Below are 19,218 nucleotides of genomic sequence, written 5' to 3'. Positions count from 1 at the left end.
TCTGCTATTTTTTATTAGGTTAATTTTTGATGGGAGATCTTAAATAATACCAACCTGCATAAATCTTTGATCAATTTAACGAATTAAATTGCACTATAACGTCGTTAAAAATTTTCTATTTAGAACACTAGATACAAAAATTTTGCCTAGTTCTAGCGTGATTTTCTTAACGTTAAATAGGCCCCATATATAAACAGATTGGTATAACCTGAACTCTGGATAATAAATCTATCTCAAGCAGCTATTTTCAGCGCTTACTGCGTTGAATTTACTTGTAATAGGCCAGCGATTGACGCGTAAATTCGCCTTGTTTTCACTGAAAATCTTTGGCTAGAGAAAATAAATTTAAATATCACTATAATTCAAAACGTTGGTAAATCTCTTAACCAGAGCTCAGGTTAACTATTTTAATACGGAAAAATATTTATTAGACAATAAAAAAGGAGCAACTTATTGCTCCTTTTTTGGTTTTTAACGGCTCTTTTATTTAGCGCTAATTAAACTTTTTTATCGCTTTAGCTTTTATCGCTTTCATCTTTAGCTTGTGTGGCTTATTAAAGCTTTGAATGGGCATTGTAACCACATGCTCTTTTGGCAGTGTTGGAATAGTTGTTGGATATTGACCTTCTTGAGGTACAGAAATCTTTTTGAGATGAACCTTAAGCGCTTCTAAAGTAGCATCGTTATCTACTTCACTAGGGCAAATAAATATACCTAGCTCTCTAAGGAACACGCCTAGCTTAATGCTACTTGAGTAACGGACTATAGGTGCTGCGAGTATTAAGCCTAATAGTATTGGCGACAACCACCAAAAGAATACAGGGGTAAAGTAATACGCTGTGCTGCCCCATGCAATAGCGACGATAGTTGAAAATAGCGTATAACCAAACGCTTCCCTCCAAGGAACCATTCGACCTTCACGAGGCTGTGCATCCCACTTTACTTTTTTACCTAAAAATACGCATATAACAAAGTAAGCATGAAATACCATCATTAATGGTGCAACAATAATAGCAAATACGGTTTCAATGATTGAGCCTAGTATCAGCTTAATCGAACCACCAAAGCGTTTGTTTCTGTGCACTAATGTAACAATAACACCCATTAATTTAGGTAGTAGTAAAATTATGATTGTTAAGTAAAGTAGTGAATCAATCAGTTCGGTTTTGGCAATTTGCCACGTCGGAAATAACTGGTACGCGCGATTAAAGTAAACATCGCTATTAAGCGCACGTGTTACGGCATCAATCGTACTTAGTGCGAGCATTGATAGCCAAATTAGCGATGAAATATAGGCCGTTGCTCCCAGTAAAAAATGAAACTTACTCATTAACTTTAATTTTGATGAGGACAGTAAACCAAGGTGTTGGATATTCCCTTGTACCCAACGTCTGTCGCGTACAGCATAATCTAAAATGTTACTTGGAACTTCTTCATAACTCCCTTCAATGTCTGATAGTAGCAATACGTCCCAATTAGCACTGTGTAACAAAGAGGCTTCTACAAAGTCATGACTTAGTATTTCACCACCAAATGGGGCATTACCTTTAAGTGTTGGTAAACCACAACAGGTAATAAACGCCTCAACTCTAATGATTGCGTTGTGGCCCCAATAGTTTGCTTTATCGGTTTGCCAAAAAGCAGAACCAGTCGCTAGCATTGGGCTGTAAAGTACGGATGCAAACTGTAAAAAGCGGCCAAAAAAAGTATCTTGACGAACGGGAATAGGAATTGTTTGAATAAGGCCTGCTTGCGGGTTGTTTAGCATGCTTGTAGTAAGCTCTAGCATGCACTTTCCGGTCATTACGCTATCAGCATCAAGTACAATCATATGGTCGTACTGGCTGCCCCAACGTTCACAAAAATCAGTTAGGTTGCCTACCTTGCGGTGTTTATTATCTTCGCGGCGACGGTAAAAAACGTGTTTAGCTGTACTGCCTAATCGCTCACACAATGCATGCCATGCACTTAACTCGTTTTTGGCTATTTGTGGGTCTTGGGTATCGCTAAGTAAATAAAAGTCAAAGTGATCTAGTTGCCCTGTTTCTTTTAGTGATTCTAGGCTTACTTCAAAGCCTGCGATAACACGATGAGTATCTTCGTTATAGATTGGCATAACAACCGCTGTTTTTTGCTTAGCAAGTGCTTGGCTGTCGAAAGAGATTGGCTTAATACGCTTTAAAGTTAGTGGATCGATGCGCAGTAGTTGCAGTAAGAAACCAATTGTACCGCTACAAAATGCAGTAACAATCCACGCAAACGTAATTGAAAATAGGGCGAGTAATGCATATTCAAGTAAGGTCATACCGTTTGAATTTAAAATTTCAAACATAATAGATATGCCGTAACCTGATATGCCAAGAGCTGCAATAGCAAACAGCCATACACGAACTGTTTTGAAAGGCATTGACGTTCCCTTGTTTTGCTTACTTGATGTCATTTGGATACCAAACATAGCTCCATACCTCACTAATTTCTTTTTCACGTAGTTTTAGCGATAAACGCATATCTACTGGTTTTCCGTCTTGTGGGGCGATTTTAAAGGCCACACGCCATCCATATGTATCAGGTAGCTTTTGTATTGTTACATCACTCACTTCACCTGTTGTTAGCTGTATATCAGCCTTTAAATCTAGCTTTTTAGAGAGCTGGTTAAGCTCTGGTCCTGAAAAGTCGACAGTAAATTGACGGTGACTTTTTGGTGGAGGATTGTCTTCACCTGGTAGTGCTGCACTGCCAATTCTAGTACGCACCACGCGTGCTTTTTCATGTTGGTTTAAATGGGCATTAAAAGTCGTCATTTTATAGCTTAGTTTTAATGAATCTCCCGCTTTGAAGGGTTTTTCAGGTACCCAATAACTTACTATATTGTCATTAGTTTCTGTGTCAGTTGGTATCTCTACTAGCTCAACTCGACCATTACCCCATTCACCTTCTGGTTCGATCCATAGGCTAGGGCGGTCGTGGTAATGAGCTTCTGTATCAAAGTAGTTATTAAAATCACGATCGCGTTGCGCTAAACCAAAACCTTTTGGGTTCTCGTATGTAAAAGAAGTGACGCTTAGTTGCGCGGGATTGTTAAGTGGGCGCCACACCCATTTATTATCTTGCGATTGTGTTAATAAACCGTCTGAATCGTGTACTTCAGGGCGGTAGTCATCAAAAAATTTAGTACTGTTTTCACCGTGATAAAACATACTCGTTAAGGGGGCAATACCTAGTTTTTTAACGTCTTTACGTGCAAATATTTGCATATTTACTTTTACAGCCGTATTTGTGGTTGGGTCTACATCGAACCTATATGCCCCCGACACTGATGGGCTATCAAGTAGTGCAAACATAACAATATTAGTTTGATCTAGTTTTGGCTTAACTAACCAAAACTCTTTAAACATTGGGAATTCTTCGCCTGAAGCTTCTGCAGTATCAATCGCTAAACCGCGAGCAGACAATCCGTAAACTTGCTTTGGGCCAACAATACGAAAATAAGATGCACCTTGAAATACCATTACTTCATCTTTGTACTCATTGGTATTTAGTGGGTAATGTAATCGAAAGCCAGCGTGACCAAGCTGAGTATTGGCAATGCTTTTAGTAATTTCTTCTTTTAGAGGAGCAGCAGTGCCATCGTACTGATAAAAGTCAGTACTAAATGGGAGGCGGGTGCGTTTTGAGTCACTATTAACAGTATTAATTGTAACGGGTGTTTTATATAAAAAACCGGGGTGGAATAGCTGTAGCTCGTAAAGACCTTCGTCTTTCCACACTGACTTGTCTTGTTTGAAGCGGATAGAGCGATAATCTTGATAATCAATATTATTGAGAGCATCGAGTTCAATGTTTTTTGGAGCTATATATTCTTCACTTGCTAGTTTTTTAGCACGCGCGCTTATAACGTCAAATAAACTACTTTGTGGAATGGCTGCTTCTGTTGTAGCTGCAAATGCTTGATTGCTGTTACCCCAAGCCGAAAATATAATAAGTAGACCCAAGAGTGGCTTTGAGCTCTTTTGCCATGTTGATAATCGATGGGTAAATTGTTTCATTTTCATTCCTTTATAAAAACACGACTTATTTTTAGGGTTGAGACTAAGTTATTTACTTAAGCAATTTTTAAACCTAAATAAATACATTAAAAATCAAAAAGCTAAGTAAGAGGCATAAAAGATCTCGACCACTCTTCGTGTAAAAAACACCCACGGCTATGTAGTTGCTTCTTACTTGGTTAGTTAGTTGAGGGTGATTTATATAATAAGGCGATATTACGAGGTGTTTACTGAAGCTTGTCTGAATTACATTTGTATAAAAATAAAAAAAGCCGCGATTGCGGCTTTTTAAGGGTATCTAAATTAGTTATTTCTTTTTAAATCTACGCACGATTGATAGCGGCGCTAAAAGAAGTGTTAACCAAAATAATGAACCTGCATCGTTATCGTCATCTGAACGTAGGTTATTAACTTTAATAGCTACATTTTCAGCTTTAGATACGTTACCAGCACTATCTTGTGCTTGAACAGATAAGGTAATGCGGTTTTCAAACTCGTAATCTAACTCACCGGCTACAATAAGTTGTCCCTGGTTGTTAATAGAAACACTGCTGTTTCCTGATACAATAAATTTAACAACTGGTGACTCATCTGCATTAGGGTCACTAAAATCAAGCGTACCAATTACTGTCCCAATCGCACTATTTTCATCAATAGCAAACGTTTGATTCGCTGTAATAACGGGTGTTTGCTCTTCTGGTGTTAGCGTAATTTCAGATTTTATATCAACAATTACAGGATCATGATCTGAGGCGCGGTATGCGCTTTGAGAATATAAACTTGATTGTTGAGCATCACTTTTAAATTCAACATTGTAATCAAGCGAAATTGGTTCATCAGCATTAATATGCCAATCTTTAGCTGATACTACCTTGCTAAGTAATGATGCACTAGCTACTGCATGGTCAAGGCTACCAGCACGGCCAGAGAAGCTATAAGAGTAAGCAAGAGTATTGCCATCAAGCTCTGCGACTACATTTTTATATCCTTTATCAGCAAACGCACGTATTGGATCTTCCATTGCGTAAGCATTCATGTCGCCAACTAGAATAGTATCTTCGTCGTCAACACCCGTTGGTTTGCTATCAAGCCAATCTGCGAATGCATTAGCACCTTGTGTACGTATTTCATTCCAACAAGCTTGGCCATCATTTTGATCTTCGTTCGCGCCGCTTGCACTACCACAACCACCTTTAGATTTTAAGTGCGCTACGGCTACAGTAAATACTTCATCAGTTGCTAAAGATTTAAAGCTTTGTGCGATAGGAGTACGATTACTAAAATCAAATGGTGCATCAGTAGTAATAGCGGCAGTACCGACTTCTTCTACCTTATTAGCACGATAAATTAACGCAGTCGTGATTGCATCTGTACCGATTTGATCAAGACCAAAGTCAACAAATGCATACTGGTTAGCTGCATCAGCTTCGTTTAATGCATTAACTAAGCTAGCAATAGCGCTAAATTCACCAAAACCATCATTTTCGATTTCCATCAAACCAACAACATCAGCTTGCATTGCGCTAATGGCACTTACAATTTTGGCTTCTTGACGAATAAATTCAGCTTCAGAATCTGCACCGCGACTCGTAGGGAACCCTTCACCTTGGCCATCACCATTAAAGTAATTAAGTACGTTGAAGCTTGCTACACGTAAATCTGCCTCAGCATTAAGTTCAGGTGCGTCTTTACGTGCATTTGTTGCAATAAATTGAGGCGCTACAGTTGGGTGAATTCGGTAAAGGCTAAAGCTATAAGCAAGTGCACCAGTCACTGTATTTACTGTATCACCAGTACGTAATGTATTTTCTGCTGATAAACCAGGAGTTGGATAGGCTGTAGGATCTAGATTTTGAACAGTTGAGCCATCATCGATTAATATTTTCTTAGTTAAGTTTTCGGCTTCAACTGCGTTAGCAGTATCACCAGGTAACGCAACTTGCGTACCTTGATACAAGCGCTCAGTCGCGACTTCAACTTCACCATATCGACCAAGGCCAAAGTTATTGGTAACAACTAATGGCTGTTCTAGCGTTACTAGCATACCTTCAAACGATTCTAAATAAGTTGCATCAGCTAAAGGTAAAGTTATTTTTGTAGCGGCTGAAGCTAAGCCAGTATCACAAACAGCTACTTGGCTTACGCTGCCGATTTGTGTTGCATCAAAATATTCTTCAACAGTACCTTGCACACGTACATGGTCGCCTACACTTACGTCAGTATCTGCAAAGTAAACAAACAGGCCTTCAGAAGTCAGTGGATTAGCGTCTATATCTGCAGCAAGTGAGCTTATAAAAAAGCCTTTTAATTCATCGTCGCCTTGGAAGTCTGCTGTTACAACGCCTTCAAGTTCAACAACACTACCCACAAGAGGGCTTGCTGCACCATCGCCTTGAATAGCGCTAATCAATGTTTTATCTGCACCACATACTAATGGATCTAGTGGCTCAGGTTCTGGTACTGGAGCGGAGTCACTACCAAATACGCCTAAACCAGAAAAATCATCTTGGTCAAATTGCACCCATTCTTCGCTTGGGTCAAAAGGAGCGCTTGGCGAGGTACGGCCAACGAGGACGCTATCGTTGCGACGAAGTGTTTTATTTTGTGTTTGTACGCCACCTTCAGACCAATAAGAGCCCGGATCCGTACCAAATTGACCAAAACTATCAATGACAGTGTCGCCTTGAATTAGAACTAATGCATCATCACCGTTAAAGCTTGTAACACTATGCTCTAAATCAGCTTTACCTTTTAGCTCATCATTTGAACTTGGGTTTACGATTACATATGTTCCGTTGGCAGGTAAAGTAGCTGATAAGTCGAGCGTAGATTGTATCGTTGTTTTACCGTTCACATATAAATTTAATTTATAGCCAGCAAGTGATAACGAATCAGTCGAGTTATTATAAAGCTCAATTGCTTTATTGTTGCTACTACCTTCTACATATTCCGAAATGATAAGATTAGCGGAGGCTGGTGCACTAAGGCTTGCTATAACAAGCGCTAGTGGCGTTATTTTTGTTTTAAACATTATTATTTTTTTCCCGTGTATTGTGTCCCAAATGGGACACTTAGTTTAAGGAAAATTTATTACAAATAAAATACAATAAGTAAATAAAATGAAAGCAAAAATAGCGAAATTGTGACTATTGTATTACATTATTTACTTTTTAAGTATTGTGCAGCTTGTTTAGCGAAATAAGTCAGAATACCATCAGCACCAGCTCGCTTAAATGCCAAGAGAGATTCCATTATTGTTGCTTCCTCGTTCAGCCAGCCATTATCGATTGCGGCTTTGTGCATAGCGTATTCGCCGCTAACTTGATAGGCGAAAGTTGGCACGCCAAATTCATCTTTTACGCGACGTACAATATCTAAATAAGGCATACCAGGTTTAACCATAACCATATCAGCGCCTTCTTGTAAGTCTAATGCAACTTCACGTATTGCTTCGTCAGAGTTTGCAGGATCCATCTGGTAGGTCTTTTTGTCAGCGCCTTTTAAGTTCCCTGCAGAACCTATTGCATCTCTGAAAGGACCATAATAGCTAGAGGCATACTTAGCTGAATAAGCCATAATGCGAGTATGGATAAAGCCATCCGCTTCAAGCGCTTCACGAATTGCGCCAATACGGCCATCCATCATATCTGAAGGAGCGATAACATCGGCTCCAGCTTGTGCATGAGAAAGTGCTTGTTTAACCAATATTTCAGTTGTTACATCATTGATGACGTAACCTGAGTCATCAATGATGCCGTCTTGCCCATGTGTAGTGAATGGGTCAAGTGCACCATCAGTAATTACACCGAGTTCAGGGTAAGCTTCTTTTAAAGCGCGAACAGTTCGCTGCACTAAACCATCTTCATTGTAAGCTTCTTCGGCGAATAATGACTTTTTATCTGTAGGCGTTACCGGAAAGATTGCAATGGCTGGCACGCCGAGCTCAACGAGCTCTTTTGCCTCAATAAGCAATAAATCTATTGATAAACGTTCAATGCCGGGCATTGATTCAATCGCTTCACGACGATTTTTACCTTCAAGTACGAAAACGGGGTAGATTAAATCGTTTACGCTAAGTTGGTTTTCAGCCATTAGACGACGAGAAAAATCGCTTCTACGCATTCTGCGCATACGAGTATACGGAAAAAGGTCTAGTCCTGATTGGGCCATATTAGAATACTCCTACTGTGGAATTGGAAAATTAATTACTTGATTACGACCGTGCTGTTTAGCGTAATAGAGGGCTTTATCAGCGTGCTCGGTAAATATTTCGGGGGTGTTAAGATCATCTGCGACGCTAGTGTAAACACCAGCACTAATTGTAAATTTAATGTCAGTGCCAGCAACAATTACAGTACTTTGCGCAATTGTTTCGCGTATTTGTTCTGCAATATCTAACGCGCCTTCATTTGGTGTATTTGGAAGCAGCACTACAAATTCTTCGCCACCGTAGCGTGCAACTTCATCAAGTGGACGCTTTAGATTATTTTTTATAATATCTGACACCGCTCTAATAACCTGATCGCCAGTTAAATGACCATACGTATCATTAATTGTTTTGAAGCGGTCTATATCAAGCATAATAATACTTAATGGCGTTTGCTCTCGGCGAGAACGGCGAAGCTCCATTATTAATTTCTTATCAAAAAAGCGACGGTTTTTTATACCGGTTAAAGCATCTTCAGTATTAAGTTGCTCAAGCTCTCTATTTTTCTCTTCAAGCTCTCTTAAGGTTACTTGTAGTTCAAAGGTTCGTTCGTCGACAAGCGCTTCTAACTCTTGGCGAGCTTTTTCTTGTAACGCTAGACGTTCGTTTAAGAGTGTATCTTGCGCCGTATTTTTAGCAATCAAGGTTTGCTGCGTAACTATTTGTTGGTCGCGTTGCAAAATAAACTTTTCCATTACGGTATAGCACAAACAAAAAATACAGCTAAAAAAGCAAATAAAGACAATAACTAAACTATTCTGACCAAGGGAATACCAGCCCATTGCTGTAGCAATAAAGTAGGCTATAACTATAAGGAAGAAGATTAAAGTCAGTAAAAGGCCTTTATTTTGTTTGGATGGGTCACTACGAGTACATATAAGTGTAGTGATAATATAAAAGCACAAAATAATAGGAATAGTTACAAGGCTAAATAAAGTAACGATTAAGTTAGGTAGCAGCCAAACACATAGTAATGAAATGGCAAATAGGCTGGTTATTATCGTTTGTACCTTTAACAGCGTAGAGCGTTTAGGTTGGCAAATGAGTTGCTGTAAAGGTAAAAACAACAAGGTAATAAGCATCAGTAACATAGAGCTCATTAGTTGCTGAATACCCGTTAGGTTTGGATGAAAAAAACGCAAGCCAAATCCACACAAATAGGAGAGTAATAAACCTAACGTCAACGTTATCATACCAGCACAAGCAAAATAGAGCTTGCGTGAGAACCCATATAAAACAAGACAGCTAAAGGCTAACGAAAATACAAAACCAATGAGCAAACCATATATTAAATTTAGTTTACCTTTGTAAGCTAAATAACTATCTTGCTGCCACAAAGTTAAAGGTACTCGTAACCCCGCACTATCCGTAACTTTGAGGATCACAGTTGTTGTTGTGTTTGCAGGCAATGTTAATTTAACTAATAAAGATTCGCTTTTTATTAGGCGCTGAGAAAGCACAAAGGCGTCGCCTATTTGTGTTTGTGAAAGCAGCTCAGAATTGTGTAAATGAAAAACTTGAACTTTATTTAAGAGAGGATTATCTATTGAAAGTAGTGGCTCAACTTCACTGTTGAGTGTGTTTTTTATTGTAAATGTAAGCCATACTGGTCGTTGTTCTAACCCTAAGTTTAATGAGCTATTTTTAAGTGAATGCCAATTTTTCAAATTACTATTTCGAGCTTCTAAAAGCGAAGTTGGTTCAAAAGAATAGTTTAAATTTATGATATTTTGGGATTTAAAATTTTGGCTTATTACAATGGGATTTGCAGAAGCGTTAAATACACATACTAGGGTAAGTAGGCTAAATAAAACTTTTGCAACTATCATTAACGTGTCTCTAGAGCAAAAATGTGATTAAAGTTTTTTGTAGTTTGAGTTGCTACAGTCTCAGCTTCAATTTTATACAGTTGAGCGACAGTTTGGCAAATATGTGGAAGCAATGCGGGTTCATTTTTACGTGATTTGGGTTTAGGCTTAATCGAGCGCGGAATTAAAAAAGGTGAATCAGTTTCGAGTAGCAAGCGTTCTAAAGGAATGTGAGGGACTAATTGTTGTAACTCTTTCCCACGTCTTTCATCGCATACCCAGCCAGTAATACCAATGTAAAGCCCCAAATCTAGATAACTTTTTAACGAGCTAGCATTACCGGTAAAGCAGTGAAGTATACCGCGTACTTTGAATTCATTAAGTATTTTAAGCATATCTTCATTGGCATCACGTTCGTGTAGGTAAACAGGTAAATTTAAATCTTCGGCTACAGCAAGCTGGCGCCTGAAGACGCTGCGCTGAATATCTCGAGGTGAAAAATCGCGATTATAGTCAAGCCCACATTCGCCAATAGCAACCACCTCATCGTGCTTTGCAAGGTGTTTTAATTGAGTCTCTAATTCGCTGGTGACTGATTTTGCATCATGGGGGTGTATGCCGGCTGTAGAGTATTGCTGATACTTTATAGCCAGCTCAAGAGATTGTTCACTCCCTGCTATGTCACAGCCAATAATAAGCATGTTGTTAACGCCTGCACTATTGGCGCGGTTAATAATCTCTTGATGCTGTTCATCAAACTGATGGTTAGTTAAATTAACACCAGCATCAATTAAGGTATACGACATTACTTAGTGCGCTTAACGCGAATAGAGCGATTTTGATTCGCTTTTTTTAATAAAAATGAGTTAAAAACACCACGAGTTATAACAACCGTATCACTTTCTTTTAAGCGCATACTATCAGAGCCAATTTGACGCCATTGTTGATCATTATCTAAATTAATAATGAGCTCACCATAAGCTGCTTTCTCTATTGAAGTAATTGTAGCTTTAATTTCAGTATCTTTTTCTTTGTATATCTCTTTATGCTCTAAACCAAAATCATCGGCACTTGCAACTGATGACGCTTTCTGTGTTGGAGCAGGTATTGGCACGTTAGTATTTGTTGTTGGCGGTGCTAAAACTTTTGCAACTGATGGCTTGGTCAGCGATTTACCCGCAATAGTATTGTCGTAACATAGTAAACGGTTAAAGTCGTTTTCAATAAAGCTACATGCTTGTAATGCTTGAGTGTTAATTTCTGTTTGCGCAGCAAATGTGGGTGCGCTTAATAAAACCAATAGTGAGAGTAGTTGTTTTTTCATTTTATTCCTCAGATTCTTGTTGTGGTTTAGCGGTATAAAATTTCGCTAAAATTAAGCCTAGTTCAAACAAAAGCAGCATCGGAAACGCTAGTAATGTTTGTGATAATACGTCGGGCGGTGTTAAAAACATCGCGACTACAAAAACACCTACCACGATATAAGGGCGTTTTTCTTTTAAGCTTGTTGTCGTTGTTGCGCCACTCCAGCATAGCAGCATAATGGCAACTGGAATTTCAAACGCGACACCAAAAGCAAAAAATAATTTTAATACAAATCCTAAATAACTACTTATGTCGGGCGCAAGAGTCATCATCTCAGGACCTGCGCTTGTAAAAAAGCCTAAAATAATTGGCAGTACTACAAAGTAACAAAAGGCTATACCACCATAAAACAGTATTATGCTAGAGGCGAGAATAGGCATGAGCATTTTCTTTTCGTGCTGATATAACCCTGGTGCGATAAACCCCCAAATTTGATGTAATATCCATGGAATAGATGCAAATAAAGCGACAAATAAAGTCAGTTTAAAAGGGGCGAAAAAAGGTGCTGTCACATCAGTTGCAATCATAGTTGCAGTGCTTGGCAAATGTGAGACTAGCGGCTGTGCAACAAAAGCGTAAATGTCATTTGCAAAATACACTATGGCAATAAAAATAACGAAAATGCTCAATAGTGCTTTTATAAGTCGATCTCGTAACTCAATTAAGTGAGCCACAAACCCCGATTTTACTTGCTCAACCATTATTATTTATACCATTTAGTAAGTTGACCATTGAAAAGGAAATTAATTTCACTTTTTTTCATCAATATGTTGGTTGTTTTCTGTCTTTGGCGGTTGTTTTTTATAGCTGTGGGTAACTGATTGAGCTGCTTGTTGTAGCTCGCTCAACGAGTTTTGCAGTTCAGGGCTTAAGTCTTTTAAGTTTTGTTGCTCTGCTTTTTTAAGGTTTTCATGCAGCTCATGTACGCGTAGCTCTTCGCTGACTTCGGCTTTAACTAAATTAGCTAGCGACTTGGCTGTTTTAATCCAGCGGCTCACTGTTCTTATAGCCACAGGCAAGCGTTCAGGGCCTAAAACCACTAAACCAACAATAAGAACAATAACAAGCTCCCACATTCCCATGCTAATTAAACCTTATTATTATCTTTGGTTTTTTCAGCGTTAGCTGGATCGTTTGGAACTGCATTTTCTGATTTTTGGATTTGCTCGGTAGTGTCTTGTTCTGTACTTTTTTCATCAGACATGGCTTTTTTAAAGCCTTTAACAGCACCGCCTAAGTCCCCACCCATTCCACGTAACTTTTTAGTACCAAAAAGAAGAACGATGATTGCTAGTACAATCAATAATTGCCAAATACTAATACCACCAAAACCCATGGTTATCTCCAGTCTATAAAATGATTAAATGTATATTTTAAATACTAATTATACGCTCAATAACGCAAATAGCACTTAGTTTATGCGCTGCGCCATGCAGTTATAAAGCTAACAGCAGAGCAGCTAATAGCGATGCTGGCAGCAATTAAATCGTGCTGTAAATAACAAAGAGCTGACATGATTATTGTCGCACTACCAAACAAGCCCAAGATTAAAGGTTTTTGAGATACCTTTTGTATTTGTACTTGAGTGCGAGGAGTTCGCTTTAAATTTTGATAAATTAAATCCGGTAGCTCGGGCATTTTTTCTGCCCAAAAAGGTAAATTAGCATACATTTGTTTCAATACAGATAATGGGCCGACTTGTTGTTTTACCCAGTCTTCTAAAAAGGGTTTAGCTGTTTTCCATAAATCCAGTTGCGGGTAAAGCTGTCTGCCTAACCCTTCAACATACAATAAAGTTTTTTGTAGTAGTACGAGTTGAGGTTGTACCTGCATATTAAAGCGGCGTGCGGTATTAAATAAATTAACAAGCACATGACCAAATGAAATTTCAGCAAGTGGCTTGTTAAATATAGGCTCACACACTGTACGAATCGCAAATTCAAATTCTTCAATGCTGGTATCGGGTGGCACCCAACCTGAATCAACATGTAGCTGGGCAACTTGACGATAATCACGATTAAAAAAGGCAATGAAATTTTCAGCTAAATAGCGTTTATCTTCTTTATTAAGCGTACCAACAATACCACAATCTATACCAATGTATTTTGGGTTTTCAGGATGTTCGCGAGAGACAAATATATTGCCAGGATGCATATCAGCATGAAAAAAACTGTCTCTAAATACTTGTGTAAAAAACACCTCTACACCGCGTTCAGCAAGTAATTTCATATTTGTATTTTGTGCTAATAGTGCATCAGTATCAGAGACAGGTATGCCGTAAATACGCTCCATCACTAATATATTATGGCGGCTATAATCGCTATAAACTGCAGGGATATAAAGAGAATCAGAATCTTCAAAGTTACGCTTAAGCTGAATGCCATTAGCGCCTTCTCGCATTAAGTCGAGTTCATCAAGGAGTGTTTTTTTATACTCTTTAACAACTTCTACAGGGCGCAGGCGTTTTGACTCGTTATGTACTTTGGCAAGTACTTTAGCGAGCTTCTCCATTAACGCTAAGTCAGCATTAATCTGTTCATGAATATTTGGACGAATAACTTTTATTACAACATCTTGCTCAATGTTGTGCTCATCAATAAGTTTTGCTGTGTGGACTTGCGCTATAGATGCCGAGGCCAGCGGTGCTTGTGAAAACTCACTAAATAATTCACTTATATCATTAATTTCGAGTGCTTTTTCAATGATTTCTTGTGCAAGTTCACCTTCAAAAGGTTGTACCTGATCTTGTAAAAACGCGAGCTCTAGGGCTATATCGTGTGGTAGTAAATCGCGACGGGTGGAGAGCATTTGGCCAAACTTAATCCATACAGGACCAAGCTCTTGTAATGCAAGACGTAAACGCAACCCTACTGATTTTTCTTTATGCTGATTGCGTAGCCAAAAAAAGCTTCCACGCATTATTTTGGCAAACCAGGGCGTTTTATGCTTAGGGACTAACTCATCTAACCCGTAGCTAAGTAGTGTTTTAGTGATGTAATACAATCGTGCAGTCGACACAAAAAATCCTTAGCGGGTTACGATGTTTAATAAGGCGTTTATACGCTGCTCAATAGCAGCAACTTGGCTTTTAATTACTCGGTTTTGTTGTTTGAATTGCTCAAGCTCTAAGGGATGAATAGTTATAGCAAGCTCATCCTGACATAAACTAGTAAGTGTAGTGGCTAACTGCTTTTTTACTTTACTGCTTTGCTGCTTGAGCGAGGTTAAGTGTAAATAAAGTTGCTGGGCCGGGCCATCGCCAATATGCTTTGATAGTTGTTCTGGCCAATCAATATCTAAACTCGAAAATGCGTTACTGTAAGTTTGGGCAATATTCAAATCACCTTGCAGGTCGAGTTTATCTTGGCGTATTAGCTGGGTAAGCATCGCTGGATTTTTTAGCGCAATAAGCGTATCTATATCGGCGCTTATCATGCAATCAGCGTTATCACTGCTTTGTGCGGTATATAAATGTAGTTTTTTATCAGCAAAAACGAGTTGGATTGTTTGTTGCCAATCTCTTACTTCAACAACTAAACGCAGCTCTTTAACTTCATTTAGTTTTTTTGAAAGCTTTGGGTCGAGTTTAAGTGCTTGATTAAGTACATGCTCGATAAGCGAAAGTACAAAGTTAGGCAACATGAAAAAAGTAGATGTGGTTGACCTATCATTATTTTTTTCAGTTACTTGTTCAAGCGCCATATCACTCTGCCTTAGTATTTAAAACCACGGTGAAGTGCAACAATACCACCTGTTAGGTTTTGATAAGTTGTTTGTTCAAAGCCAGCGTCATCCATCATTGCTTTAAGGGTATCTTGATCTGGATGCATACGAATCGATTCGGCTAAATATTTGTACGACTCGCTGTCGTTAGCAACTAGTTTGCCCATTGTTGGTAATAAATTAAATGAATAAAAATCGTAAGCTTTACTTAGTGCTTCATGCTCAGGCTTGGAAAATTCTAGCACTAGTAAGCGACCACCTGGCTTTAAAATACGGTACATAGAACGAAGTGCTTTGTCTTTATCGGTTACATTACGTAAACCAAAAGCAATAGTGATCACATCAAAGCTATTATCTGGAAATGGCAGCATTTCGGCGTTCATTTGTACGTAGTCAATGTTACCAACAAGGCCCAAGTTATGCAGCTTCTCACGGCCCACTTTGAGCATTGAGGAGTTAATATCGCCTAAAACAACTTGACCTGTTTCACCGACTAATTGACTAAATTTAGCCGTCAAATCACCAGTGCCACCAGCTAAATCAAGTACATGATGGCCTTTGCGAACACCAGAACTGGCAATAGTTTGACGTTTCCATAAGCGGTGTACACCAAAAGACATTAAATCATTCATTACATCGTATTTTGCTGCAACTGAGTGAAATACGTCTGCAACCATTGAGGCTTTGTCGTTTTCAGCTACCGTTTTATAGCCAAAATGCGTGGTCTTTTGCGGTGTTTCGTTCATGATTAATCTCTATCGTGGCAATAAGCACTAGTGTACTTTATTGTGTACTGCAGGTGCAATTTGAATATGATTTATCAGGTGATTTAATGCCCAGCAATAAAACAACTTTGCCCAAGAGATCGAGCTTTAAAAGCTGCATTTGAGGCTTTTTTAGCAAGTTGATTAAAATCATCTTGTTGCTGATGCTGTGCAATCCCTAATGATAAGTTTATAGCGGGTAGTTTTGTGCCACTTTTTGAGCTAACAAATCGCAACTTTTCTACCCCATTACGTACTTTTTCGGCTATTAAAGTTGCCGTTTCAGGATCAATGTCGGCGAGTAATATAGTAAATTGGTCTTTAGCAGTCCGTCCAGGTAAACCGCTTTGGAATACATACTTTTGTACTTGCTTAGCGACTTTATTCAAAATAACTTCACCAAGAATATCACCATAATTATCAACAAAGTGATCAAGGTTATCTATTTGAACAGCAATGGCACAAATGGATTTTTCTTGATTTGTCCAAACTTGGGTTTGTTGAGTTAAATAATGACGTTTATAAAGGCCCGTTTGGCTATCTACTATATGCTGCTTTCGGAGCTGAGTTAATTGCTTTTGCGTTTTTTCGTGTAACTTTTTAGCTTTGCTAAGTTCTTTCTTAAATTGTTTATGCTGCTCTAGTAACTCTACGGTTTGTGTATTGAGGATTTTAAGGGCTTTACGGCTTTGTTCTATACTGTTTTCATCAAGCGTATGCACACATTCATTTACTTGATCAGCAAAGCGGATAATTTGTTTTTCTGTTGCTTGAGCATTTCGAGAAAGTGACCCGATAATACCGTCAACATTTTGAATCATCGAGACTTGAGTTGTGTGCCCTTCATTTAAAAATTGAAAATATAATTGTTCAATTAAAACACTGTCTATATTTTCTTCTGTTGCAATCGCACGTTCTAGTGCATTTTTAAGGTTTATATTGGCTTGGCTAATATAGGTATAAATCACTTGAAAATTAAGCGGGGTTGGCGGCAGCGCATAACGCTCTAAAAACACACACACTTTAGTCATTTTTTCTTGTGCAATTGCCATGGAATCATGGAACATCATTTTTAAATACCAACTGAGTACGCATAAGAGTTAATTGAAATATCTCATTCCGTGAGGCGGTTATGCATCCGAGCTTTTATTATTTTTTACTACAGTAATCGTTATGGCGGTTATTTAAAAGTAAAAAAAGAGTTACGGAACTTAAATTTTCATTTTAACAACTCAATAGCTGCTTTTCTCATCAATTAAGCTTGTTTTTACTTCTGTTGATATACTTTACTCTCGAAATACACTTAGTTTTAGTAAGGTTTATAAGCGTTGATTGGTCTCATTTACTTGCTATTTATTTAGCCTACGATAGCTTTGTGATATCTATTACATCGTCAAGTTAAATTACAATGAATCATTTTTTACAGCGGCCAATGCGCCATTCTTTACTTGGTTTCATGTTTTTATGCTCATTAAGTGCATGTCAAATAACAACGCAAAATGCAGATCAACAGTTTACGCAGACAGCCAAAAGCATTGTTGATTACAGACAAAGCATTAATCCTTATAGCAATGCAAAAGGGGTTAAAGGTTACTTGTTACCAAATCTATCGCCCGAATTTTTAGCGCAAGAATATAAGAATAAAACACAGTTACTTGCCGAGTTAGATACCGTCAGCATTGATAAATTAAGTGATGAAAATCAAATAAACTTCAGCATTATTCGAGCACAAGTACAAAACAGCGTTGATGAGTATATATTCAATGCGCATTATATGCCGCTTACATCAGAGTATGGTTTTCACTCTGGATTATCATATATCGTCAATAGCTCTCAATATAAAAATCAGCAAGATTTCGATACATACCTTGCACGTTTGGCGCAAGTTCCACGGTTTTTTGAACAAAACATACATTGGATGAAAAAAGGGATAGAAACGGGCCTTACTCAACCTAAAGCTGTGCTAGAGGGTTACGAAGATTCAATTAATGCTTACATTGTTGACGATATAACTACATCTGAGTTTTATAAACCTTTTTTAACTAATACTGCTGGTTTGAGCGATAGTGAATTTAAGGCACTACAACAAAAAGCTAAAAACATTATAAAAGAAGATGTTATACAGTCTTATAAAAATTATTTAGTGTTTTTTACGCAGCAGTATCGACCTAGTGCACGCACAAGCATTGGTATATCAGATACACCTAATGGCGAGGCATTTTATAAAAACAGAGCTAAGTATTACACTACTACCGACATGACGCCTAAAGAGATTCATGAACTTGGATTAAAAGAGGTCGCTCGAATTCGCAGTGAAATGGAGGACGTAATAGCTGAAGTAGGTTTTAAAGGCACATTCGCCGAATTTATTCACTTTTTACGTACGGATCCACAATTTTACGCCACAACACCAGAGCAGCTTTTAAAAGAAGCATCTTATATAGCTAAAAAAATGGATGCACAGCTGCCTAAGCTATTTCATACCTTGCCACGTAAACCTTATGGCGTAGCCCCCGTACCAGCCAATATAGCTCCTAAATACACAACAGGCCGTTATTCTGGCTCTAATCGAGATGATGAAGCAGGTTATTATTGGGTGAATACTTACGCATTAGATAAGCGCCCTCTCTATGTTTTAGAAGCGTTGACTCTGCACGAAGCAGTGCCAGGACATCATTTACAAATATCACTTAATGCCGAGCTTGAAAATCTACCGAGTTATCGTCGTGATGCTTACCTTTCGGCATTTGGCGAAGGTTGGGGGCTTTACTCTGAATACTTAGGCTTAGAAGCTGGCTTTTATCAAGACCCATATAGCCGTTTTGGTCGCTTAACTTATGAAATGTGGCGAGCAGCACGTTTAGTTGTTGATACGGGAATGCACATGTATGGCTGGAGTAGAGATCGGGCTATGAACTTTATGAGCGAAAACACCGCGCTTTCGCTGCATAATGTTAAAACGGAAACCGATCGTTATATATCGTGGCCAGCACAGGCACTGTCATACAAAATTGGTGAGTTAACTATTAAACGTTTACGCGCTGAGGCAGAGCAAGCGCTTGGACCAAATTTTGATATTCGCGAATTTCATCATCAGGTTCTTCGCCATGGTTCAGTGCCCTTGTCAGTATTAGAAACACAGGTACGTCTATATATAAAAAATGAGTTAAGTAAGCAGCAAAATTAGCTTTGTAGGGCTTATAAACCTTGAACAAACAAAGGTGTTGTGTCATTTTGACCACAACACCTTTTTTATACCACAGAGCTAGTAGTGTAGTTTATTTTAGCGACTCCAATCGTCAAAA

At 38.5% G+C, this 19,218-nt stretch carries 15 protein-coding genes; 1 reads left to right on the top strand and 14 read right to left on the bottom strand.

All coding sequences use genetic code 11. From position 1 onward, the window contains the following. Positions 1–493: 493 nt before the first annotated feature. The 14 genes from mdoH to NRL14_RS15435 form a co-directional block, all read right to left on the bottom strand. A complete protein-coding gene (mdoH, locus tag NRL14_RS15500) occupies positions 494–2,455 on the bottom strand; it encodes a glucans biosynthesis glucosyltransferase MdoH (protein ID WP_306725071.1) in 1,962 nt (653 codons plus the stop codon). Beyond that, a complete protein-coding gene (locus NRL14_RS15495; protein WP_007378015.1) occupies positions 2,427–4,046 on the bottom strand; it encodes a glucan biosynthesis protein G in 1,620 nt (539 codons plus the stop codon). The genes mdoH and NRL14_RS15495 overlap by 29 nt, the downstream gene beginning before the upstream one ends. Before the next feature lie 307 nt (positions 4,047–4,353). Continuing rightward, positions 4,354–7,077 carry an ExeM/NucH family extracellular endonuclease gene (locus tag NRL14_RS15490; protein ID WP_306725070.1) on the bottom strand — a complete coding sequence of 908 codons (2,724 nt, stop codon included), beginning with the start codon at positions 7,075–7,077 and terminating at the stop codon, positions 4,354–4,356. Positions 7,078–7,205: 128 nt separating this feature from the next. Further along, positions 7,206–8,216 (bottom strand): porphobilinogen synthase, encoded by a 1,011-nt coding sequence (hemB, locus tag NRL14_RS15485; RefSeq protein ID WP_007378017.1) that lies wholly within the window; start codon positions 8,214–8,216, stop codon positions 7,206–7,208. Between the two features lie 12 nt (positions 8,217–8,228). Next, on the bottom strand, positions 8,229–10,082 hold the full coding sequence (locus NRL14_RS15480; RefSeq protein ID WP_306725069.1) for a diguanylate cyclase: 1,854 nt from the start codon (positions 10,080–10,082) through the stop codon (positions 8,229–8,231). After that, positions 10,082–10,867 (bottom strand): TatD family hydrolase, encoded by a 786-nt coding sequence (locus NRL14_RS15475; protein ID WP_306725068.1) that lies wholly within the window; start codon positions 10,865–10,867, stop codon positions 10,082–10,084. Before NRL14_RS15475 ends, NRL14_RS15480 begins: the two co-directional genes overlap by 1 nt. Then, on the bottom strand, positions 10,867–11,385 hold the full coding sequence (locus NRL14_RS15470; RefSeq protein ID WP_306725067.1) for a hypothetical protein: 519 nt from the start codon (positions 11,383–11,385) through the stop codon (positions 10,867–10,869). Before NRL14_RS15470 ends, NRL14_RS15475 begins: the two co-directional genes overlap by 1 nt. A 1-nt stretch (position 11,386) precedes the next feature. Next, positions 11,387–12,127 carry a twin-arginine translocase subunit TatC gene (gene tatC / locus NRL14_RS15465; protein ID WP_007378021.1) on the bottom strand — a complete coding sequence of 247 codons (741 nt, stop codon included), beginning with the start codon at positions 12,125–12,127 and terminating at the stop codon, positions 11,387–11,389. A gap of 48 nt (positions 12,128–12,175) precedes the next feature. Then, entirely contained in the window at positions 12,176–12,508 is a 333-nt protein-coding gene (tatB, locus tag NRL14_RS15460) for a Sec-independent protein translocase protein TatB (protein WP_306725066.1), read from the bottom strand. A 5-nt stretch (positions 12,509–12,513) separates the two neighbouring features. Next, complete coding sequence (gene tatA / locus NRL14_RS15455) at positions 12,514–12,762, bottom strand: Sec-independent protein translocase subunit TatA (protein WP_306725065.1); 249 nt, start codon at positions 12,760–12,762, stop codon at positions 12,514–12,516. 80 nt (positions 12,763–12,842) lie between these two features. Further along, positions 12,843–14,444, bottom strand: coding sequence for a ubiquinone biosynthesis regulatory protein kinase UbiB (gene ubiB, locus NRL14_RS15450; protein ID WP_007378024.1), 1,602 nt, complete (start codon positions 14,442–14,444; stop codon positions 12,843–12,845). 9 nt (positions 14,445–14,453) lie between these two features. Next, positions 14,454–15,128, bottom strand: coding sequence for an SCP2 domain-containing protein (locus NRL14_RS15445; RefSeq protein ID WP_007378025.1), 675 nt, complete (start codon positions 15,126–15,128; stop codon positions 14,454–14,456). Positions 15,129–15,139: 11 nt separating this feature from the next. Next, entirely contained in the window at positions 15,140–15,895 is a 756-nt protein-coding gene (ubiE, locus tag NRL14_RS15440; RefSeq protein ID WP_306725064.1) for a bifunctional demethylmenaquinone methyltransferase/2-methoxy-6-polyprenyl-1,4-benzoquinol methylase UbiE, read from the bottom strand. A gap of 83 nt (positions 15,896–15,978) precedes the next feature. Beyond that, entirely contained in the window at positions 15,979–16,965 is a 987-nt protein-coding gene (locus tag NRL14_RS15435) for a GGDEF domain-containing protein (RefSeq protein ID WP_007378027.1), read from the bottom strand. Positions 16,966–17,321: 356 nt separating this feature from the next. On the opposite strand from NRL14_RS15435, the gene NRL14_RS15430 reads away from it, so the two are divergent. Continuing rightward, positions 17,322–19,100, top strand: coding sequence for a DUF885 family protein (locus NRL14_RS15430; RefSeq protein ID WP_306725063.1), 1,779 nt, complete (start codon positions 17,322–17,324; stop codon positions 19,098–19,100). Positions 19,101–19,218: the final 118 nt, after the last annotated feature.

The sequence above is a fragment of the Pseudoalteromonas sp. 20-92 genome (genome assembly GCF_030847595.1).
Lineage (GTDB): Bacteria > Pseudomonadota > Gammaproteobacteria > Enterobacterales > Alteromonadaceae > Pseudoalteromonas > Pseudoalteromonas fuliginea.
Note: the sequence above shows the minus strand (reverse complement) of the source record. Positions and strands in the feature narration are given on the sequence as shown.